Origin of the sequence: Desulfotalea psychrophila LSv54, from assembly GCF_000025945.1 — a bacterium.
GTDB classification, from domain to species: domain Bacteria; phylum Desulfobacterota; class Desulfobulbia; order Desulfobulbales; family Desulfocapsaceae; genus Desulfotalea; species Desulfotalea psychrophila.
This window is the reverse complement of sequence record NC_006138.1, coordinates 3329568-3350223: the sequence shown is the minus strand read 5'-3', so window position 1 is coordinate 3350223 and position 20656 is coordinate 3329568. Positions and strand designations below refer to the sequence as shown.

Sequence of the window (20656 nt, the reverse complement as noted above, 5' to 3'; positions counted from 1 at the left end):
GAAAAATTAGGATTTTTCAAGCTTCCCTTTATTCTATAGTTATTCTGCTGGTTTCTTTGGTAGTGGAGAGGACTGTTGTGGTCTTGGTGCTCTGAACCTCTTTCATGGTGTTAATCTTCTGTTGGAGGAGATTACCAAGGGAGAGGGTATCGGCTGTACGTACCTTGAGCAGGAAGCCGTCACCATTGGCCACATAGTGAACTTCAAGTACATCTGCGATTGCCGCAAGTTTTTCACCCAGATCTGGAATATAGGCATCCGGTTTTGGGGTAACTTCAATAAAGGCAACCTGCTTTCTGTTAAAACGTTCGGGGTTCAGACGTACTTCGTAACCGTCTATGATACCCTGATTTTCCATCTTTCTGATTCTTTCAAGAACAGCGGAGGGGGCAAGTCCTACTTGACGAGAGACCTCGGCGTTGGGGATACGTGCTTTTTCTTGAAGTATTTTTAGGATACGTAAACTTTTTTGATCTATCATTCGCTTCTCCTGTAATTTTTGAAGAGTATATTCGTGAAAATGCTATATGTCAAGAATTTTGTTCTGTTTTGTCCGCTGTGACCCCGCCAGTGGTCTTAGGTATATTCTCCATTTCTATACAGTATAATTAATAAAAAAGTGAGGATATTTGTATATTATAGGGGGAAGGGTGAAAAGGTAGAGAACAGGCCTTTTACTTTTGGCCTGTTCTCTGCTTTTATGCTGGATGTTGCGGGATCATACGTCCTTTGTTTTCTCTGTGTCAGGTATCTGTGCCGTCTCCTCTCTTTTGGTCTCTTCCCGGTCCGGAAGTCCGTAGGCAGATCGAACCTTCTCCTCTATTTCATGACAGATGGCAGGTGTGTCCATAAGGAATTGTTTTGAATTCTCTCGTCCCTGACCTATACGTTCATTTTTATAGGAATACCAGGATCCGCTTTTGTCAATAATATCCAGGCCAACGGCAAGGTCAAACATGTCGCCAATTTTAGATATGCCTTCGCCGTAGATAATGTCAAACTCAGCAATCTTAAAGGGTGGGGCAACTTTATTTTTGACGACCTTTACCCTGGTTCGGTTACCGGTAATTTCCTGTCCGTCTTTAATGGCACCTATCCGGCGAATATCAAGACGCTCTGAACAGTAAAATTTGAGGGCGTTGCCGCCTGTTGTGGTTTCAGGACTACCAAACATCACTCCGATTTTCATTCGGATTTGATTGATAAAAATTAAAACGGTGTTGCTCCGGTTGAGGACCCCGGCAAATTTCCGCATGGCCTGCGACATAAGGCGAGCCTGAAGGCCAACGTGGACATCTCCAACATTACCGTCTATTTCAGCCTTGGGAGTAAGGGCGGCAACGGAGTCGACGACGATGATGTCAACCCCGCCTGATCTAATGAGTATCTCTGCAATTTCCAGGGCCTGCTCACCGAAATCCGGTTGAGAAACCAGGAGATTGTCAATATTTACGCCGAGTTTTTCTGCGTAGGCGGTATCAAGGGCATGCTCTGCATCGATGAAGGCGGCTATTCCACCTAATTTTTGTGCCTCGGCAACTACATGGAGGGCCAGGGTGGTTTTCCCCGATGATTCGGGGCCATATATCTCTGTCATTCTGCCCTTGGGCAGACCGCCGACCCCGAGGGCAATGTCGAGGCTGAGAGCGCCCGTGGAGATGACAGGGATTGCCTCCAGTGCCTGCTCACCCAGGCGCATGATGGAGCCCTTACCAAATTGTTTCTGGATCTGGCTGATTGCATTCTCAACGCTGCCTGCTTTGTCTTTTGCTGTTGCACCTACCATATTTGCCTCCCGTTCATCTGTCTTTGATTATGGATTGTGGGAAAGGAGAGATATTTTTACTGTACCATGCTCATTTATATCATAATGGTCGGGGCAAAAACAGGAGCCTCTCCTTATGCGGTGACAATGGTTGTGGGATGTTTTTGGGAAAAGAGCTGGGTCTTGACGGGGGAGAAAAAAATTACCGTGGTCCTCTTGCCCTTGGCTGCGGGCCACGGTAATTCTCTTTGCAGAGAAGCGAGGCTGTTAGATGTCTTGGAGGAGGTATCTGCGTAGAATATCCAGACTATGCTGGGCGCTGAGTTCACGTATCTGTTCGCGGCTGCCCTTAAATTGAAAGGCATTTACCCAGTCGCCGTGGGGGGTGCTGGCTGCAATATAGACGGTGCCCACCGGTTTTTCCAGGGTTCCTCCTCCAGGTCCTGCGATACCTGTAACGGAGAGGGTGACATCTGCACCTGTCTTTTCCAGTATGCCATAGGCCATGGCCTCGGCCACTTCAGGGCTCACTGCCCCCTCTTTTTCAATCAGTCTCTCTGGTACATCGAGAAATGCCGTTTTCATGCTGTTATGGTAGGAGGTAACCCCGCCAAGAAAATACCTGGAGCTGCCGGGCATGTCGGTTAATTTTTGTGCTATGAGGCCACCGGTGCAGGATTCTGCTACAGCCAGAGTCATGCCCCTCTTCACCAGGGCCTGTCCGACAATCTGGGACATGGTGTCACGGTCATATCCGTAGATATGGTCTCCCAGAGCAGTTTTGATGGCCCGGCAGGAGGAGTCAAAGAGCCTCTTGGCTGTTTTGGGGTTAGTGTCCCGTATAAGTAGGCTGAGGTGAACTTCAGGGAATACGGGATAGTAACCAATATGGACATCATTTGTCAGCTTGAGGCGGGACACCCGGGTGTTTACTTCATTTTCAGGGAGGTTGAAGATTCTAAACACTCGCTGAAAGGTGGAAACATGGCGGTGTGTGTGCCAGGTGGCAAGACGGGGAAGAACATGTTCCACCATCAGGGCTTTCATCTGATGGGGGACACCGGGCAGGAAGAAAATCGGCTTATCTTCGTAGATGAGCTGATATCCGGCCATCCCGGATTGTGGATCAAAGACCTCAGCGCCCTCGGGGAGCCAGGCCAGTTTTTCCAGTTGGCCTACGGGCGCATCGGTGATTTGGGCAAAATGGGCTCGGACGATGGAGAGTATCTCCAGGTTTGGCAGGGTGGGCAGACCAAAGGCCCGGGAAACTGCCTCGTTGGTCAGATCGTCATCGGTACTGCCAAGACCTCCGGTAACGAGGACAGCATCAACCCTTTCAATGGAGCGTTTAAGGGCCTCCCCTATCACCTCGGGCGTGTCACCAATGGTGCTCATTCCATAGATTTCATAACCTGCCTCAAAGAGTTGCTTAGCTGCAAAACTTGAGGTGGTATTGAGTATTCTTCCGGAGGTGAGTTCATCACCTATTGCAATTATCTCAATATCCATAATATCCCTCCATCCCTGGCCTTAAGAAGTAGCATTGACACCCTTAGACGAGTTTACCGTATACGTATTCATCTCTGTTTTCCAAGAGAGTAATGTCTACGCTTGAGCGTACCAGATCATCGGCTCCTGCAAAGTGGACCAGGGTGTAGTTGTCAGTATAACCACGCAGTAAACCGTCCTTAGCTCTTTTTCCCTCCACCTGCACGGGTAGGGTTTTTCCTATCTGCTTTTGGTAGAAGGCGGACTTCTTTGTGTCACTGAGTGCTCGTAATTTTTTAACCCTTATAGCCTTTATATCACTTGCAACCTGATCTGTAAACTCTGCAGCCTTGGTTCCAGGTCTAATAGAGTAAGGAAAAACATGCAGATAGGTGAAATCAAGTTTTTGGAGAAAAGAGTAGGCACTGGCAAAATGCTCTTCGCTCTCTCCGGGGAATCCGGCAAGTACATCAATGCCTATGCAGAGGTTGGGGATTGCCTGGTGGCAGGCCTCGATGATTCCCGCAAAACGAGCGGTGTCATAATGTCTGTTCATCCGGGCGAGAATCTGATCACTGCCGCTCTGCAGGGGGATATGAAGATGGGGAAAAATGTTGGCACGGGTCTTGATGAGCTCAAGGATTCTGGCATTTATTTCAGTGGGCTCTAAGGAGCTGATACGAAAACGCATCTGGGGAACTTCCGCAGAGAGACGGTCAAGTAGGTCGGTAAAGGTCTCTCCTCCTTTCAAGTCATGTCCCCATTCGCCAATGTGGATGCCGGTGAGTACCGTCTCCTGATAGCCCTCCTCGGCAAAGGCCCTTGTCTGGGCAATCACCTCATCCAAGGGCAGACTTCTGCTGGGGCCACGGGTGAATGGGACTATGCAATAGGTGCAAAAGCTCTGGCAACCATCCTGGATACGGAGGTAGGTGCGGGTACGATCACCAAAGTGGCGCACGGGCAGGCGACAGATCTCTTTTGCCTTGCGGATATCTCCCAGGATCAGCTGCTCGGCTCCCGTGCTCCTGATGGTGTCGACCACTTGGTCTTTGCAACTGTTACCGATAATATGGTATTCACGCCCCCGGAGCTCTTCGATGGCTTGGATCTCCTCTGCTCCAATCTCTACATAGCAGCCGGTGATAATGATTTTTGCGGTGGGGCTGAGGCGGAGGGCGTGGCGGATGCTATGGCGTGATTGCGCGCTTGCGGCCGCGGTTACTGTGCAGGTGTTAATGATAATATAGTCGGCCTCTTCATTGTGGCCGACAATTTTGTACCCTGTCTGGGATAAATTGTCGGAAAAGGAGGCGGATTCAAATTGGTTAACCTTGCAACCAAGGGTGGTGATAGATATTCTTTTCATGAAATATTCTTTGTCTGTAACTAGAGAATAACCCCAGAGCCAAGGACCTGGGTGTCTTTGTAGATTGTGGCAAATTGGCCGGGGGTGATAGCCCTTTGTGGCTCATCAAAAATAACGCTGGCTCGGTTGTTCTCTTTTAATATTACCGAGGCCTGGGCGCCTTTATGGGTGGAGCGGATATGGACGCTGGCATGGAGCAGGTCTTCACGCTCTGGTTGGCTAATCCAGTGGATATCGGAGATTGCCATTGTTTTGTGAAAGAGTTGCTCGTTTTCTCCAACGATGACATTGTTGTTTTTGACATCGAGGTTGATGACATAGAGGGGAACCGGATAGGATATGCCAAGGCCTCGACGCTGTCCCACTGTGTATCGGTGTAGACCTTTATGCTTGCCCAGTATCTTGCCATCGTTCATGACGATGTTTCCCGATGAGGCGGAAAATTCCGCTGTCTGTTCAAGGAAATCGACGACATTGTCCTGCTCTAAAAAACAGACATCCTGGCTCTCTGTGCCTCTGAAATCGTGAAAGCCATGTGCCTCCACCAGATCGTAGATAGCACCCTTATGCATTCCGCCCAAGGGAAATATGCTGTGGGCGAGTTGTTCCTGGCTGAGGCGGGAGAGAAAGTAGGACTGATCCTTATGGGGATCTACACCCTTATGTAATTGATAGCCCGCTGCTGTTTTGTGTATTTGGGCATAGTGGCCCGTGGCTATTCTCTCTACACCTTGCCTGAGGATGGCCTGCTGGAAAAGACCAAATTTTATTTCTTTATTGCAGATGATGCAGGGATTGGGGGTGAGTCCCTTAAAATAGCTGGCAGAGAAGTATTTAAGCACATACTCTTGAAACTCTTCTGTCAGATCAATAATCTCTAGTTTGATATCTAGCTTTTGAGCAATTTGTGAAACCCTGTCCCTCTGTGTTTCGTAGTCGGGTTGGTTAAGTTTCATGAAAAAGCCAAGGACCGGGCCCTTTTGTTTTTGCAGGATGGCGGTAGCTGTGGAATCAACGCCACCGCTCATGGCAATACCAGTAATATTTTTAATCATGAGAGAGTGTCAAAAAGGTGTTTGTTTTGTATAAGGGAATCTTGAATATTGTAATGTCTCAAGTCGCCCATGGTAAAAAGCAGTTTTGCTAGAGCTCTTGGTCACTTGACAAGGAGGTGGCTGGGTCTTGTCGCAGGAGAATGTTGCCTAAACGGGGCCAAAATATTTCTTGGCGCGAGAAGAGATTCTTGCCTTTTTGCTCTTTTGTAGGTTAATTGCCCTGTTGCCTCAAAAAAAAGATACTAGCATCTATAGTTAAAATTCTTTTAAAAAGTAAACATAAAAAAAGATAATGCACCATGAATGAAAATAAAAGTCATAAAGCCGTTTGTCCTGCCATTCCGGAACTTCTTGTCCCCGCGGGTAACTATGAAAAATTAGTGACAGCCGTACATTATGGTGCCGACGCCATTTATCTTGGTGGCAAGGACTTTAGTCTACGGGCCAAGGCCGGTAATTTTAGTGAAAATGCCATGCAGGCAGGACTTGACTATGCCCATCGGCATGGGGTGAAGGTCTATATCACCGCAAATATAATTGCCCACAACAGAGATTTTTCTGAACTGGACGAGTACTTGTTGGGCCTGGAGAAACTGGGCGTTGATGGTTTGATTATTTCAGACCCTGGTATTTTAAGGCGGGCCCAGGCAGTTGTCCCCTCCCTGCCCATTCATCTCTCCACCCAGGCTAATGTGACCAACTCAGGTTCTGCAGCCTTCTGGTTTGAGCAGGGAGCCTCCCGCCTCAATCTGGCTCGTGAACTCTCTCTTAAGGAGATCACCGAGATACGGGAGGAAAATAGGGGCGAGCTTGAGGTGTTTGTCCACGGGGCCCTCTGTATTTCCTATTCCGGTCGTTGTATGCTCTCCAATTATTTGACCGGTCGTGATGCCAATCAGGGAAGCTGTGCCCATCCCTGTCGCTACAGCTATTCACTTGTAGAGGAAAAACGACCTGGTGAATTTTTTCCGGTGGAAGAGGATGAGCGTGGCACCTATATCTTTAACTCCAAGGATCTCTGTCTGCTGGAAAAACTGCCTCAGCTGGTGGCGGCGGGGGTGGATTCCCTCAAGATAGAGGGGCGGATGAAGTCAATTTTTTATGTGGGGGGGGTTGTTCGCATCTACCGGGCTGCCCTCGATTATCTGGCGACCCTACCTGCTGAAGCCTGGGCCGATCCCGAAGAGATACGTCTGCCGGAGCATCTCCTTATGGAGATAGCACGTACCGGTACCCGGGGGCAGACGGAAAATTTTATCATTGATAGGCCGGGCAGTGCTGAAATGCTTTATAATCATACCCGTCTTGATCAGGAGTGGGAACCCGTTGCCGTTGTCCGTCGGGTGGAGGAGGATGTGCTTGTTGAACTGCGTAATCCTCTGGAACTCGGTGATGAGATTGAATATATGGGGCGGGATGATAGAAACTATCCGCTGACTGTTCGGACCATGACAAATGAAAAGGGTGAAGAGATCAGTCGGGGTAATCCTGGTAATCGTCTCTTTTTGCAAACAGAACCACCTCTGGCCGAGTTGGCTGAAGAGGTGGCTATTCTTCGTCGGCAAAAACGTTAAGAGGGTGTTGGGAGTAGCCTGCCCAGGCTACTCTTTCTAGCACCAAGCGATAGGTGATAGAAAAAGCATTTGCCATGGGCATCGAGAACACGGATTTTTTGTACTATGAAAATAAAAGGAGTTGCTTCGTAGGGGATGTTATAGATTAGTTATTCTCTTTCCTGTTGTTGTTTAGCAGTTTAAATATCCTTCCCTCTGTGCTCTCTGTGGTTAACTGCTTTTGCTGCTGCTTTTAACTGATAGCTGACAGCTGTTAGCTGTAGTCACAGCTGTTTAGAGCAGATGGTGCTCGGGGTAAAGCCGAAATGGCTTTACCCGAAGCGTTAAACTTTATTCTACCCTATCTCTTCATCTGCCTGATATGTTCCTGCCAAAAGGTGGGCCCTGTTTTGTGGATTGCCTCTCCTCGGGCGTCGACGGCCACGGTCACTGGCATATCCTCCACCTCAAATTCGTAGATGGCCTCCATTCCGAGATCGGCAAAGGCCACCACCCGGGATTTTTTGATTGCCTTGGAGACAAGGTAGGCGGCTCCGCCTACGGCCATCAGGTAGACAGCTTTGTTTTTCTTGATGGACTCAATGGTTTCATCGCCACGTTCTGATTTGCCAATCATACCAAAGAGGCCCGCCTCTTCTAGCATCATGTCGGTAAACTTGTCCATGCGGGTAGATGTTGTGGGGCCGGCGGGTCCAACCACCTCGGTGCCGACTGGATCAACGGGGCCTACGTAATAGATAAATCGTCCGTTGAAATCAACCCCCGCAGGTAGTGGCTCTCCCGCATCGAGCAGTCCCTTGATGCGTTTATGGGCGGCATCACGACCGGTGAGGATTTTACCGTTGAGAAGGAGGGTCTCACCGGTTTGCCAGGTGGCAATCTCTTCCTTGGTTATATTGTTAAGGTGGACACGTTTAACCTTGTCGCCCGCAGCAAGAGAGATGTCCGGCCACTGGGTTATATCAGGACGTGGAAATTCGGCGGGGCCGCTGCCGTCAAGATGAAAGTGGGTATGACGGGTTGCTGCGCAGTTTGGAATAAGGGCCACGGGCAGAGATGCCGCGTGGGTCGGATATTCTGCTAATTTGACGTCGACTACGGTGGTGAGTCCGCCGAGACCCTGGGCGCCAATGCCCAGATCATTTATGGCATGGTAGAGGGCCACTCGCAACTCTTCGACCTTGTCCTTTGGTCCGCGTGCGAGAATCTCTGGCATATCAACGGCTGCCATGAGTCCCTCCTTGGCAAGGACCATAGCCTTGTCAGCAGTACCACCGACCCCAAGGCTGATTATCCCCGGAGGACACCAGCCCGCGCCCATGGTGGGGACAACTTTCTTGACCCAGTCAACGATTGAGTCGTTGGGGTTGAGCATGGCCAATTTGGTCTTATTTTCTGAACCACCGCCCTTGGCTGCTATACTTATATCGATCCCGTTACCTTCAACAATCTCTGTATAGACAATGGCCGGGCTGTTATCCTTGGTATTGAGACGGTTGGTTGCAGGACTTTTGACAACGGAGGCGCGTAGGGGGTTTTCTGGATGCCCGTAGGCAAGACGTACCCCCTCATCTACCAGTTCTTGCAGGCTTTCTGAGCAGTCAAATTGACAGTTTTTTCCAACCTTTAAGAAGACATTGACGATGCCCGTATCTTGGCAGATAGGCCTTTTTCCGACAGCAGCCATCTTGGAGTTGATCAGAATTTGGCCTATGGCGTCCTTGGCCGCGGGGTTTTCCTCACGCAGATAGGCTGCGTGCATCGCCTTTACAAAGTCGAGGGGGTGGTAGTAGGAGATATGCTGTAAACTTTCAGCAATAGAATCGACAAAGTCTTTTTTCTTGATGGTGGTCATGGCTATTCCTTTTTTGTTTAATAATATCAAAGACTGCTTTCAAAAAAATTGATAAGAGAAAGAATGATACAGCAAGGGACCTTCTTTGGTCAAGGGTTTGCCGTGGTCGAAAGGGTGTCCTAGGGGTTAGGCTCTATTCGGTTACGACCATTGGACTTTGCCTGGTAAAGATTTTTATCGGCACGGCAGATGATAGCATCGAGGTTCTCTGGCGGTTGATTGGTTGCAATGCCGATACTTACCGTGATTTTTGGCAGGGACTGTTTTGTAAATTCTGGAGAGGTCTCTATGGCCAGACGAATGCGCTCTGCCGTTCTTTGAGCCTGTGATCTTGGCGTGTTGGTAAGTATTACGGCAAATTCTTCCCCGCCAATGCGACCAATAATATCAACACTGCGCAGGTTGACTGCACAAATCTTTGAAAATATCTTCAGGACCTTGTCTCCAGCCTGATGACCCAGGGTATCGTTAACATTTTTGAAGTGATCAATGTCAAGCATAAGGACAGAAAGGGGTTGGGCATTGTGCAGGTGAAGGGCCAACTCTTCATGACCCAGGCTGAAGAAATGGCGACGGTTATTCAGTTTTGTTAATGAGTCGGTGGCCGCTATCCTCACCAGTTTCTCTTCCGCCTTTTTTCTCTTGGTGGCATCATCCATCATCCACAGCACCCCCTTGTCAAGATCGGGTGGATCGGCTGAATCCAGAGCCTGTCCTGACAGGGTGACCCAGGCCGGGGAGCCATCCTTTCGTTTGAGCTGATAATCGATCTGAAAAACATCCCTCTGTTTGAGAGAGTTGTAGTGCTTTTCGCCAAATTCCTTGAAATTTTTTTCAGAGAGGTGAATTTTTTCCACGCCTTTTCCTAATAATTCCAGTGGTTCATCGTATCCAAGAATAGTTGCAAGGCGCTTATTGACACGATGTATTTTGCGGTTCTGGCCTAGCAATAAAATGCCTACCAAGCTGTTGTTGAATATAGCTTCTAGCTCATTGTAGGCTAGCTGTAGTTCTTTTTGAGTTGTTCTCTGTTCTGTGATGTCTTCGGCTATCCAGATAATGCCTCTATTCAGATCGTTTTGGTCGATGGCCTTGCCTACAACACGGGCCCATATGGGAGAGGAATTTTTGCATTTAAATTTAGCATCTGTATGGACGATACCGTTTTCTTTGAGGGTGGTGATATAGTGTATGCCAAAGGCCTCAAACTCTTTTTCGCAAAAATAAAGTTCTTTGATGTCCATTCCCACAATGTTCTGGGGATTACCATAGCCGAGAGTTTCAGAGAAGCGGGGGTTGGCGCGGCGAATTATTCTGCTCGCGTCAATAAGGGCAATACCCACCATGGAGTTGGTAAAGATTGTATCGAGTTCGGCCAGGGCAAATTTTAATCTTTCCTGTATTCCCTTACTCTTACTGATGTCGTGGAATTTAATTACCTGAACTGTTTCTCCTTGGTATCTCAGCTCTTTTTCCTGAACGAGGGCGGGAAACTTTGAGCCATCCCTGCGCAACATGGTAGCCTCATAGGAATCAAAAAAACGGCCGATTGTTTTGTGTTCAAGTTCTCCCTCAGGTCTTGGGGCGAAGAGTTTATGGAGATTGGCTCCTATTGTCTCCTCTGCGCTGTAGCCAAAGACATCGAGGAGGATGTCATTGGCCTCAAGACATTTCCTCTCTTTGTCGAAGATGGCCATGGGCTCAAAGGCGGCCTCCTGGAGTAGGCTCAGGCGGTTTTTCTGAAGGTTGGCCTCTGGGGCTTTTAGCTCTTTCTCTCCCACTTTAAGCCCTGGGCTGGAGATCTTTTCGAGGGAGAACTCTTTCTTGCAAGTCATATGGCCTCAATGGTTTTGAGTAGCTCTCCATCCTCGGTGGCGATGGGGAGTATGATGTTTTTAATTGTAACCTATTTTTTTTGTCATAGTATAGGTCCTTCGTCATATGAGATGATTTTTTAATAAGCTATAGGGCGTGACCAGTATTAAGGGCACCCCATAGAGGTTGCAGAATTGCCATGCCTCTCCCTTTGCTAAGGATCAGGTCTGTCTGGCTCTCTTTTTTAGCCATTTTCTGTGCAGTTACGCATGTGGGAAAGAGGTGACGTTCAGATATAGGCTTTTGAGGCCTTGTTTTTATTTTAGGGATAAATGTTGGCGAGATAGAGTAAAAGGGGGCGCTTCACCTTGGGCAAAGTTTTTTGAGTGAGAAATTATTTACGGTCAAGGGGGCTGGTGGCTGGGGAGGGGATGGCGCTCTTGCCGCTCAAGGGCTGAGAAAGTCTAGAGCATCATTGCATTAAGCTCATTTGTCCATTCGTTGGCGACAAGTACTGCCTTTAATACACTGTCTTCACTTATTTTAAGGCTTGTGCAGAGTTCTTGTTGATTTTTCTTTTCAACGGTTTCAATTGCAATTAATAAATTGAGATATTGGGCCATTTTTGTTTTTGGATCTGTAAGGCCGAACTTTGCTGCGTCAATGAGTGGTAGGGTGTCTACTAACACATCCATGGACATATCCAGCATGACATCGAGTAGGGAAACCAGGCCAAATAAAAACATTATGCTGGGGTCATGTTCTGGGATTTGTCCTGCTTTTGCTAACTCTTCGAGTATTTTTCCTCTACCGAGGGCCAGGGTGAAAAGTTCCTGTGGTTTATTGGATGCCGTTAAGTCAGACATGACAACCATTCTCAGCCAATGTGTTATTCGGGTAAGCCCCAATAGTACGACAGCATGCCGAATGGAGGTTACCTCGATGGCGACGCCCATGGCGGCTGAATTGAGTAGCTTGAGTAGCTTAAATGTAATGCTTGGATCAGCCTTGACGACCTCAACTATGTGTTTGAACTCCAAATTACGTGTGGTTAGGGTCGCGAGAACCCGTAACTTTGAGGCATAGTTGGTGTCCAGATTTTTACCGGTAAGGTTCTCTGGCGTGGCGAAAAAATACCCTTGAAAGAGATCAAAGCCTAATCCTAGTAAATATTGATAGTCTTTGTGGGTTTCAACTTTTTCCGCCAGGGTTATGGCCTTTTTATTCTTAATAAGATTGTAGATCTGTTCAATCTCTGCAAAGCTTTTTCCCAGTACGTCTACTTTGATTATATCGGCAATATCCAGAAGCGCTTCATTATTGATATCTCCCTCAAAATCGTCGATGGCAATAACATAACCATCTTCTTTTAGGCTGGTGAGTTCAGCGATCACCTCCGGGCTGGGTGCGGTATCTTCCAGTACTTCAATGATGACGAGGGTGGCTGGCAATGCTCTAGGGGCTCCCTGCAGGATGAGGGATTCTGTAAAGTTGATAAATACTTTTTTGGATTGGCTAACTGCATCCTGTGATCGGCTAAAGCCACAGGTTGCGACAGACATGGTTGCAAAATCCTGATCGTCTATTTCTGCAAAAGTTTTATCTATACCGGATCGAAAGAGGAGTTCGTATCCGTATGTCTTGCCCTGTCGATCTAATATTGGCTGCCGTGCCACTTGGAACACTCTGTATATATGCTTTTTTTCTACACAATAATTCACAGGCCTTGCGAAACTCCATAAAAGTTGTGTTCTCGGTTGAAAGAATTTTTCGTAGGACGAGACAAAATTATTTTTCTTGTTCTTAGATTAGAACTCGTTACAGTTTTTAGCTGTATAGTATTAATATGATTGCCTTTTCCCTCGAATAATATTTTCACCTCGTAATTGTTATTCAGGCCAACTCTTTAAGCCTGTTTTCTTGGCGAGGTTCTTCATAGATATTTTCTCTGTCTCTGTTTCAAAAGGACGAGCTCTGCAATCACACTCTTATAATTATTTATAAGTTCCTGTTGCTAGTTTTTGGGGCCTAATAGGCTTGGCAGTGATGACATCAATAGACCTCTGCCTTTTTGGCTGGAGGGGACAATTTCTATAGATAGAGTCTGCGAAAATCGTCATTTAAACACAATAGGTGAGGTAAAACAATTAACCATTTTAAAATTATGGACACACCCTGACTAAGTGATGAATGTTGCTTTCTTTTGACCTTGCCTCGGTAATGAACCGTAACAGAGACATTACACTGCGTCTTTAATAAAAATAATGGGAGCGATTTTTCACCGTACTGTTGCTTGTCGTTATTGACAATATTTTTTTAAGAGATGGGTGGGATCTTTTTTGACGGTCATGTTGGGGCTGAGGAGGGGGCGATGGGGGGCTATCCCACCCGGCCAGTGCTATCTGGGCGGGGTGGGGTTGGGGAGGGGCAGTTATGGCATGGAGAAAATTCCCTGCTCAATCATCTCTGCAACCTGGGCCACATCCTTATCTCCTCGACCGGAGAGGCAGACAATGATACTCTTTTCTGTTGAAAGGGTGGGGGCGAGTTTGAGGACGTGGGCGAGGGCATGAGATGATTCCAGAGCGGGAATGATGCCCTCTTTTTGCGAGAGGGTAAAGAAGGCATTTACCGCTTCAGCATCCGATGCGTATTCGTAGCTTGCTCGACCAATATCCTTAAGATAGGAGTGCTCGGGGCCAACGCTTGGATAGTCCAGTCCTGCAGAGATCGAGTATACAGGGGCTGCATCACCTGCTTCATCCTTGAGCATATATGAGTTGAAACCGTGGAGGATGCCGGGGGAGCCAAAGGAGAGGCTGGCAGCATGATCACCAAGTTTGAGGCCACGTCCCGCGGGTTCTACCCCAATGAGCTGAACATCCTTGTCGTCTATGAAGTTGGCAAACATGCCGATGGCATTTGAACCACCGCCAATACAGGCAACACAGTAATCGGGGAGTTTTCCTGTGTCGGTCAGGAATTGCTCCCGGGCCTCTTTACTGATCACCGATTGAAAGTCACGTACCATGAGAGGATAGGGGTGAGGGCCGACGGCGGAGCCTAAAAGATAGAAGGACTCTTCTGCATCTGCCATCCAGGCGGCAAGTGCCTCATCAACGGCCTCTTTGAGGGTCTGCTGCCCCGAGGTTGCTGTAACTACCTCAGCGCCCATCATGCGCATGCGAAAAACGTTTAGCTTTTGCCTTTCAACATCCACCTTGCCCATATAGACGGTACATTTCATTCCCATTAGGGCGGCTGTTGCCGCTGCCGCGACGCCATGTTGACCTGCACCTGTTTCGGCGATAATCTTCTTTTTGCCCATTCGTTTGGCCAGGAGAATCTGCCCTAGGGTATTGTTTACCTTATGTGCTCCCAGATGATTGAGATCTTCGCGTTTGAGGTAAATTTGGGCCCCACCGAGTTCACGGCTCAGATTGGAGCAGTGATAGAGTGGTGTGGGGCGGCCAGAGAATTTTTTCATATAGTAATCAAGCTCGGCCCTGAATTCTGGATCGGTCTTGACCTTATCATAGGTGGCGGCCAGTTCATTGAGAATGGGGAGGAGTTGTTCGGGTACGTACTGTCCGCCATATTCGCCAAAAAAACCTTCTGCGTTGATGCTTTTCATTTTTTGCTCCAGAAAAAGAGATCATGACCCTTGGGTCGTGAGGATGATATGTTCATGGGCTCTGATTCTATAAATAGAAACGGATGCTGTCAATGATTTCATCTCTAAGAGGCGAAAAAATTGCCTTGGACGCTTTCCTAGCCCATTTGCTGGAAGCTGGGGGGGCAGCCACCTCCAGATTTGGAGATGGTTCCTCTCTCTCCTATCAGAGTTTATAGCCTTGCCAGGGCCTGGGCCAGGTCGTGGCAGAGGTCTTCCACTGCCTCAAGACCAATATTAAGACGAATGACAGTACTACCATTCAGATCAGATCCATTTCTTACATATTTGCCTGCGGTAATCAGGCTCTTATAGCCTCCCCAGCTATAGCCAATGCCAAATAACTGCAGGGCATTGATAAATTCGCCGAGCTCTTTTTCACTTGGTTCTTTTTTGAAGGTGAAGGCAAAGAGTCCGCAGGAGCCGGTGAAGTATTTCTTCCACCTGCTGTGCTGCGGATGATCCGGGCGGGCGGGGTGGATGATTCTACCTGTTTGCGGCTGTGATTCGAGCCAATCTGCGATCTGCAGGGCCGATTGTTCATGGTGCTTGAGGCGGACATGGAGGGTCTTCAGGCCTCGCAGGGCTGCATAGCAATCGGCAGGGGGGGCGAAGAGTTCAAGGCTTTGATAGTACCTAGCCAGGATGTCGGCATATTTGTGATTCACTGTAGCTGTGCCTAGGAGGATATCAGAATGGCCTGAGATATACTTGGTTGCAGATTGGATGGAGACATCAACGCCGAAGGAGAGGGCCCTGTGATAAAGGGGGGTTCCCCAGGTGCCATCGAGGATGGTGACAATGTCTCTTGCCCGGGCAATCTGGGTAATGGCCTCTATGTCCTGGATCTCAAAGGTATTGGAACCGGGAGATTCCATAAAGATCAGGCTGGTGTTGTCTCGCAGGTAGTCAGCGATGTCGGCTCCAACTGCAGATGGGGCATAGCTGATTTCAACTCCAAACTTGCTCAACACCTTGTTGCAGAAGTTACTGGTGGGCCAGTAGACATTGTCACAGACTACAATATGATCCCCTGCCTTGGTGAAGGCCTGCAGGGTATGGACGATGGCGTTGATCCCCGATTGAAAGGCGCGACAGATCTCTCCGCCCTCTAGTTGGCAAAGGGCCTCCTCGAAGGCACGTTGGGCAGGAAGTCGGTCCGTGCCGTAGGTCAGCCCCGGGTATTTGCCCTCATTGGCAAGTGCCAGGTCGGCATAGCTTGCAAAGAGCAGAGTGGAGGCCTTGTGGATTGGAGGGTTTATGCTCTCCACCCTTTTTTCCCCTTCGCTGTGGCAATCTTTTGTCTGGCAGATAAGTCGTGTTATTTCTTGCATGTTTTTTTCCTTGGTAAATGATTAATTTTAATGAGATGGGGAATGTAAGGCTAATAAATGTTAATTACGAGCCTTTTGACATCAATAGTCGCCTCAGGGAAGTTTTGACTTTTAGCCAGAGCGCTATTATTGTGAACAGTAAAAATGGTTCTCTTATTCATCTCTTTCTCTGGTAAACTCTTATGTTTAGAATAGGATTGGAAGTTTTTTTACAGCAGGATGTTCCCACTCGTTTTGGTGATCGGATAGGTTTTCTCTCTAATCAGGCCTGTACCAATAGATATTTTCGTTATGGCAAGGATCTTCTTCAGGAGAAACTGGCTAAACGACTGACCTGTCTCTTTTCTCCACAACACGGGTTTTACGCAGAAAAGCAGGATAATATGATAGAGTCTGCTCATCATCTTGATCTGACAACGGGGCTACCCATCTACAGTCTCTATGGTGAACACCGAAAACCCACCGAGGAGATGTTTGACCAACTTGATACCCTGCTTATTGATTTGCCTGACATTGGTACTCGAGTATACACCTTTATGTATACCATGGCCTATTGCCTGCAGGCGGCTGCTCAGTATGGTAAAAAAATTGTCATCCTTGACCGTCCTAATCCTCTCGGTGGAGAACAGATAGAGGGTAATCTCCTTCGTGATGATTGCAGGTCCTTTGTGGGGATGTATGCCCTGCCCATGCGCCATGGCCTGACTCTTGGTGAGCTGGCTCTCTTTTTTAATAAGGAATACGCTATTGGTGCCGATCTGGAGGTTGTTGCCGTCCAGGGTTGGCGCCGTGATATGTATTTTTCTGACTGCCCGCATCCTTGGCTGGCCCCTTCTCCTAATATGCCGACTCTTGAGGCAGCAATTAATTATCCGGGCCAGGTGATTTGGGAGGGGACTCATGTTTCAGAGGGCCGTGGTACCACCCTGCCCTTTTCCGTCTTTGGTACCCCCTATTGGCAACATGATGAGGTCTTGGCCTTTTTGCAAAGATATCCACTGGCCGGTTGTGTGCTCAGGCCTTTACTTTTTGAGCCAACCTCGGGGAAATGGGCAGGAAATACCTGTACGGGTTTTCAACTTCATATACAGTCAAGAAAAGATTTTAACTCATATCGGGTAGGAATGATCCTCCTGCAGGCAGCGATGCTTGTTTATCGACAACAATTTGAGTATAAAAAGCCACCCTACGAGTATGAATATGAGAAATTGCCCATGGATCTCATTCTTGGTGACAGGGCCTTGCGAGAGGCACTTGAGGCAGGGGAATCCGTGGTGACGCTCGAGCAGGGGTGGCAGGCTGAACTTCTTGACTATGACAGGAGACGAAGGTGCTACTTTTTATACCAGTAGCCCTTGCTTTTTTCGTGAATTTTTTAATAGGGCCAATATGAAAGAAAACATAACAGTGGCGATGCTTGCTGAGCTGGTTGATGGAGAGGTAATAGGGGACGGAGAGGTGCTTGTGGGGAATTTTGTCTCCCTTGAAACAGCAGGAGAAGGTGATATTACCTTTTTAGTAAAGGCCGGCGATCAGGATCTCCTCACCAGCACCAAGGCAGGTGCTGTTATTGTGCATCGTAAGGTTGAGGTTGAGAGTCCTGCTACCCTTATTAAGGTAGATGATGCCTATCTTGCTGCGGCAAAAATCCACACATTTTTGCTAGAGGATGAATTCTCTCCCGAGGGTATTCACCGCTCTGCATTTGTGGGTGAGGGCTGTCAAATCTCCTCGGAAGTAACCATTAAGGCCCTGGTGAGTATTGGTAATCGGGTTGTTATTGGTCCTCGCACGAGAATAGAATCCGGGGTTGCCATTGGCGATGATGTGACCATTGGTGAGGATTGTCTTCTTAAGGCCAATGTAACTATTGCCGATGGCTCCCAGCTTGGTAATGGCGTTACTATCCATTCAGGGACGGTTATTGGTAGTGATGGCTATGGCTATGCCACTGACAAGATGGGCTTTCACTATAAACGTCCACAGGTAGGTACCGTGCGTGTCGATGATAATGTCGAGATCGGTGCCAATAGTTGCGTTGATCGTGCTACCTATGGTCTGACCTGGATAAAATCCGGGGCTAAAATAGATAATCTTGTCCAGATTGCCCATAATGTTGTGGTTGGCGAAAACTCTCTTATTGTTTCTCAGGTGGGTATTTCTGGTTCAACAAGCCTTGGGCGTAATGTTGTCATGGGTGGAAAAGCTGCGGCTGTGGGTCATCTGCAGATAGGAGATGGAGTGATGATAGCAGGAGGTTCTGGTGTCCTCTCTAATCTGTCTGCTGGCGCAGTGGTTGGCGGTATTCCGGCCCGGCCTATTAAGCAATGGCGAAAGTCCGTGGTCTTGACCACGAAGCTTCCGGAGATGCAAAAAGATATTCGTGCCCTGAAAAAGAGCGTAGAAGAGCTTGCAGGAAAAAATTAAAAAGCATTAAATACTTTGCGCAAGTCTCTTGGTTCCCTTGCGGGCAGAGATCACTGCGCAAATGATAAAGGAGAGAATATGAGTGATGTTATTACTCCAGGAGAAATAGATATTGTAGGGATTTTAGATCTGTTGCCACACCGTTATCCCTTCGTCATGGTTGACCGTATCCTATCTATTGATCCCGGTAAGGAAATTGTCGGGTTGAAAAATGTGACCTTTAACGAGCAGTATTTCCAGGGTCATTTTCCCGGGGAGCCCGTTATGCCAGGGGTACTTATGCTTGAAGGACTTGCTCAGGTTGGCTGTGTTCATGCCTTTTATACCGAGCCAGATGCGGTTGGTAAAAAATTGGCCTTTTTTGCCGGGGTGGATAAGGCCCGTTTTCGTAAACCAGTAAGGCCTGGTGATCAACTCATCTATAAGGTGCAGCTGGTAAAAGAAAAACGTTCCATTATTTTTATGTCTGCCAAGGGTTATGTTGACGATCAGGTCGTCGTTCAGGCCGAACTCATGGCTTCGTTTTCATAATTTCCCCTTAATCTAAAAGTTAAAATTCCCTCGATCCTTTGGTTAGGAGAGGGTAAGTGGAGGACTATATGTCTATTCATCCAACGGCTGTAATTGATCCCAAGGCGGAGCTTGATACCTCTGTACATGTTGGACCCTATGCTGTTATCGGTGAGGGAGTTCGGATTGGTGCCGGGAGCCGGGTTGAAGCACACTCAGTGGTTTCAGGTCCCACCACCCTTGGCGAGAGAAATTTTATTGGTTCCTTTGCCACAATAGGTGGTGCTCCCCAGGATTTAAGCTATAGCGGTGAGCCCACCGAGCTTATCATAGGTAATGACAATCAGATCCGGGAGTACGCTTCCATTCACCGTGGTACGCCCTCTGGGCATGGTAAAACTGTTATTGGTAATAACAATCTGCTTATGGCCTATACCCATGTTGCCCATGACTGTATCCTTGGCAACCATATTATTCTGGCCAATGTGGCAACCTTGGCAGGTCATGTAGAGGTGGGGGACAGGGCATCGATTGGTGGTCTTGTCGCTATTCATCAGTTTTGTCGTATTGGTGAGTATAGCTATGTCGGCGGCCTTTCTGGGCTTAGCCTTGATGTGCCGCCCTATATTATTGTCTCCGGTACCCGGGGCAATACCCGTATTTCTGGTATAAATAAGATTGGCCTGAAACGAAATGGTTTTAGTCGTGAGACTATCAACGAGATTAAGGAGGCTTTTCGTCTCATCTTTCGCTCGCCTAATCTGCTGATGAAAGATGCCATTAATCTTGCCCATGAGCAGTATCCCCACAATCTTGAAGTGGAGAAGCTGGTGACATTTTTTAGAGAATCAAAACGTGGTGTTGTTAAGCAGACTACGGATACTGAATAGCTACAGGGGATCTTCTCATAACTATGTTTGGTTTTAAAAGACAAATTATTCCGGAAAAAATAGGTATTATCGCAGGTGGTGGCCAGTTCCCTCTACTCTTTATAGAGGCGGCTCGTCGGGCCGGGCGTAGTGTGGCAGTTGTTGCCCATCGTAGCGAAACGGATCCAGAAGTTGCTAAGGCCGCAGATAGTTGTTGTTGGGTAAAACTTGGCCAGTTGGGAAAAATCCTCTCCTTTTTCAAAAAGGAGGGGGTTGGTGAAACAGTCTTTGTCGGCACCATCACCAAGACACGGATATTTCACGATATCATGCCCGATGTTAGGGCTCTGACCCTATGGAATAAGATTGATATAAAGCAGGATGATGCTATTCTCCGTGCCGTTGCTGGTGCCCTCGAAAAAGATGGGGTTAAGGTGCTAGAGTCGACGATTTATCTGCAGGAACTGCTCTTTCCGAGAGGGACCTTGACGGCTAAAAGTCTCAGCAAGGATCAGCGTAAGGACGTTGAGTTTGGCTGGAAAAACGCTAGGGCCATCGGGGCCATGGATATTGGTCAGACCGTTGTTGTTCGTGATTGCTCGGTGGTGGCGGTTGAGGCCATTGAGGGTACCGATGCGGCCATAAAGCGTGGTGGTGAGCTTGCCCGTGAAAAGGCGGTGGTTGTTAAGGTGCGAAAGCCCGGACAGGATTTCCGTTTTGATCTGCCGGCCACGGGTATTCAGACCATTCAGAGTCTTGCCTCGGTTAAGGGTGCTGTCCTCGCCGTAGAGGCGGGGCAATCCCTGCTCTTTGATCGTGAGGCCATGGTGGCCGCGGCTGATGCCGCTGGTATTGTGGTGGTTGGTGTGGTGGAAAATAGCGATGGCTCTCTGCTCATTGATTAGTATCCTATCAGGGGCAT

At 48.1% G+C, this 20656-nt stretch carries 16 protein-coding genes; 6 read left to right on the top strand and 10 right to left on the bottom strand.

Going from position 1 to position 20656, the window contains the following annotated elements:
- Positions 1 to 28: 28 nt before the first annotated feature.
- The 5 genes from DP_RS14970 to mnmA all read right to left on the bottom strand — a co-directional run bounded on the left by DP_RS14970 (position 29) and on the right by mnmA (position 5677).
- Complete coding sequence (locus tag DP_RS14970) at positions 29 to 481, bottom strand: Lrp/AsnC family transcriptional regulator (RefSeq protein WP_011190200.1); 453 nt, start codon at positions 479 to 481, stop codon at positions 29 to 31.
- Between the two features lie 237 nt (positions 482 to 718).
- Positions 719 to 1786, bottom strand: a complete 1068-nt coding sequence (gene recA / locus DP_RS14965) for a recombinase RecA (protein ID WP_011190199.1) — start codon at positions 1784 to 1786, stop codon at positions 719 to 721.
- A gap of 246 nt (positions 1787 to 2032) precedes the next feature.
- Positions 2033 to 3274 carry a CinA family nicotinamide mononucleotide deamidase-related protein gene (locus DP_RS14955; RefSeq protein ID WP_011190198.1) on the bottom strand — a complete coding sequence of 414 codons (1242 nt, stop codon included), beginning with the start codon at positions 3272 to 3274 and terminating at the stop codon, positions 2033 to 2035.
- 43 nt (positions 3275 to 3317) lie between these two features.
- Positions 3318 to 4622 (bottom strand): tRNA (N(6)-L-threonylcarbamoyladenosine(37)-C(2))-methylthiotransferase MtaB, encoded by a 1305-nt coding sequence (mtaB, locus tag DP_RS14950; protein ID WP_011190197.1) that lies wholly within the window; start codon positions 4620 to 4622, stop codon positions 3318 to 3320.
- A 20-nt stretch (positions 4623 to 4642) separates the two neighbouring features.
- Positions 4643 to 5677, bottom strand: coding sequence for a tRNA 2-thiouridine(34) synthase MnmA (mnmA, locus tag DP_RS14945; RefSeq protein WP_011190196.1), 1035 nt, complete (start codon positions 5675 to 5677; stop codon positions 4643 to 4645).
- Positions 5678 to 5976: 299 nt separating this feature from the next.
- Here mnmA and DP_RS14940 point away from each other — a divergent pair, with 299 nt between their 5' ends.
- Positions 5977 to 7251 carry a peptidase U32 family protein gene (locus DP_RS14940; protein ID WP_011190194.1) on the top strand — a complete coding sequence of 425 codons (1275 nt, stop codon included), beginning with the start codon at positions 5977 to 5979 and terminating at the stop codon, positions 7249 to 7251.
- A 340-nt stretch (positions 7252 to 7591) separates the two neighbouring features.
- Here the strand turns inward: DP_RS14940 and DP_RS14935 are convergent, their stop codons facing one another.
- The 5 genes from DP_RS14935 to metC all read right to left on the bottom strand — a co-directional run bounded on the left by DP_RS14935 (position 7592) and on the right by metC (position 15928).
- The gene (locus DP_RS14935; RefSeq protein ID WP_041278090.1) at positions 7592 to 9106 is read right to left on the bottom strand and encodes a fumarate hydratase; all 1515 of its coding nucleotides are present in this window, start codon (positions 9104 to 9106) and stop codon (positions 7592 to 7594) included.
- A gap of 119 nt (positions 9107 to 9225) precedes the next feature.
- Positions 9226 to 10941, bottom strand: a complete 1716-nt coding sequence (locus tag DP_RS14930; RefSeq protein WP_011190192.1) for a sensor domain-containing diguanylate cyclase — start codon at positions 10939 to 10941, stop codon at positions 9226 to 9228.
- Between the two features lie 444 nt (positions 10942 to 11385).
- Positions 11386 to 12597 (bottom strand): EAL and HDOD domain-containing protein, encoded by a 1212-nt coding sequence (locus DP_RS14925; RefSeq protein ID WP_049785124.1) that lies wholly within the window; start codon positions 12595 to 12597, stop codon positions 11386 to 11388.
- Positions 12598 to 13352: 755 nt separating this feature from the next.
- Positions 13353 to 14555 carry a tryptophan synthase subunit beta gene (trpB, locus tag DP_RS14920; protein WP_011190190.1) on the bottom strand — a complete coding sequence of 401 codons (1203 nt, stop codon included), beginning with the start codon at positions 14553 to 14555 and terminating at the stop codon, positions 13353 to 13355.
- 212 nt (positions 14556 to 14767) lie between these two features.
- On the bottom strand, positions 14768 to 15928 hold the full coding sequence (metC, locus tag DP_RS14915) for a cystathionine beta-lyase (RefSeq protein WP_011190189.1): 1161 nt from the start codon (positions 15926 to 15928) through the stop codon (positions 14768 to 14770).
- Between the two features lie 182 nt (positions 15929 to 16110).
- On the opposite strand from metC, the gene DP_RS14910 reads away from it, so the two are divergent.
- The 5 genes from DP_RS14910 to DP_RS14890 all read left to right on the top strand — a co-directional run bounded on the left by DP_RS14910 (position 16111) and on the right by DP_RS14890 (position 20639).
- Complete coding sequence (locus DP_RS14910) at positions 16111 to 17280, top strand: exo-beta-N-acetylmuramidase NamZ family protein (RefSeq protein WP_011190187.1); 1170 nt, start codon at positions 16111 to 16113, stop codon at positions 17278 to 17280.
- Positions 17281 to 17317: 37 nt separating this feature from the next.
- The gene (gene lpxD, locus DP_RS14905; RefSeq protein ID WP_041278880.1) at positions 17318 to 18355 is read left to right on the top strand and encodes a UDP-3-O-(3-hydroxymyristoyl)glucosamine N-acyltransferase; all 1038 of its coding nucleotides are present in this window, start codon (positions 17318 to 17320) and stop codon (positions 18353 to 18355) included.
- A gap of 78 nt (positions 18356 to 18433) precedes the next feature.
- On the top strand, positions 18434 to 18886 hold the full coding sequence (gene fabZ / locus DP_RS14900) for a 3-hydroxyacyl-ACP dehydratase FabZ (protein ID WP_011190185.1): 453 nt from the start codon (positions 18434 to 18436) through the stop codon (positions 18884 to 18886).
- A gap of 68 nt (positions 18887 to 18954) precedes the next feature.
- Positions 18955 to 19755 (top strand): acyl-ACP--UDP-N-acetylglucosamine O-acyltransferase, encoded by an 801-nt coding sequence (gene lpxA, locus DP_RS14895; protein WP_041278089.1) that lies wholly within the window; start codon positions 18955 to 18957, stop codon positions 19753 to 19755.
- A gap of 23 nt (positions 19756 to 19778) precedes the next feature.
- Positions 19779 to 20639: an LpxI family protein gene (locus tag DP_RS14890; protein ID WP_011190183.1), complete on the top strand. Its 861-nt coding sequence runs from the start codon at positions 19779 to 19781 to the stop codon at positions 20637 to 20639.
- Positions 20640 to 20656: the final 17 nt, after the last annotated feature.

What these genes read in the sequence shown, in the direction of transcription:
- DP_RS14970 (WP_011190200.1), bottom strand. Translation starts at nt 481, where the DNA reads ATGATAGATCAAAAAAGTTTACGTATCCTAAAAATACTTCAAGAAAAA.
- recA (WP_011190199.1), bottom strand. Translation starts at nt 1,786, where the DNA reads ATGGTAGGTGCAACAGCAAAAGACAAAGCAGGCAGCGTTGAGAATGCA.
- DP_RS14955 (WP_011190198.1), bottom strand. Translation starts at nt 3,274, where the DNA reads ATGGATATTGAGATAATTGCAATAGGTGATGAACTCACCTCCGGAAGA.
- mtaB (WP_011190197.1), bottom strand. Translation starts at nt 4,622, where the DNA reads ATGAAAAGAATATCTATCACCACCCTTGGTTGCAAGGTTAACCAATTT.
- mnmA (WP_011190196.1), bottom strand. Translation starts at nt 5,677, where the DNA reads ATGATTAAAAATATTACTGGTATTGCCATGAGCGGTGGCGTTGATTCC.
- DP_RS14940 (WP_011190194.1), top strand. Translation starts at nt 5,977, where the DNA reads ATGAATGAAAATAAAAGTCATAAAGCCGTTTGTCCTGCCATTCCGGAA.
- DP_RS14935 (WP_041278090.1), bottom strand. Translation starts at nt 9,106, where the DNA reads ATGACCACCATCAAGAAAAAAGACTTTGTCGATTCTATTGCTGAAAGT.
- DP_RS14930 (WP_011190192.1), bottom strand. Translation starts at nt 10,941, where the DNA reads ATGACTTGCAAGAAAGAGTTCTCCCTCGAAAAGATCTCCAGCCCAGGG.
- trpB (WP_011190190.1), bottom strand. Translation starts at nt 14,555, where the DNA reads ATGAAAAGCATCAACGCAGAAGGTTTTTTTGGCGAATATGGCGGACAG.
- metC (WP_011190189.1), bottom strand. Translation starts at nt 15,928, where the DNA reads ATGCAAGAAATAACACGACTTATCTGCCAGACAAAAGATTGCCACAGC.
- DP_RS14910 (WP_011190187.1), top strand. Translation starts at nt 16,111, where the DNA reads ATGTTTAGAATAGGATTGGAAGTTTTTTTACAGCAGGATGTTCCCACT.
- lpxD (WP_041278880.1), top strand. Translation starts at nt 17,318, where the DNA reads ATGAAAGAAAACATAACAGTGGCGATGCTTGCTGAGCTGGTTGATGGA.
- fabZ (WP_011190185.1), top strand. Translation starts at nt 18,434, where the DNA reads ATGAGTGATGTTATTACTCCAGGAGAAATAGATATTGTAGGGATTTTA.
- lpxA (WP_041278089.1), top strand. Translation starts at nt 18,955, where the DNA reads ATGTCTATTCATCCAACGGCTGTAATTGATCCCAAGGCGGAGCTTGAT.
- DP_RS14890 (WP_011190183.1), top strand. Translation starts at nt 19,779, where the DNA reads ATGTTTGGTTTTAAAAGACAAATTATTCCGGAAAAAATAGGTATTATC.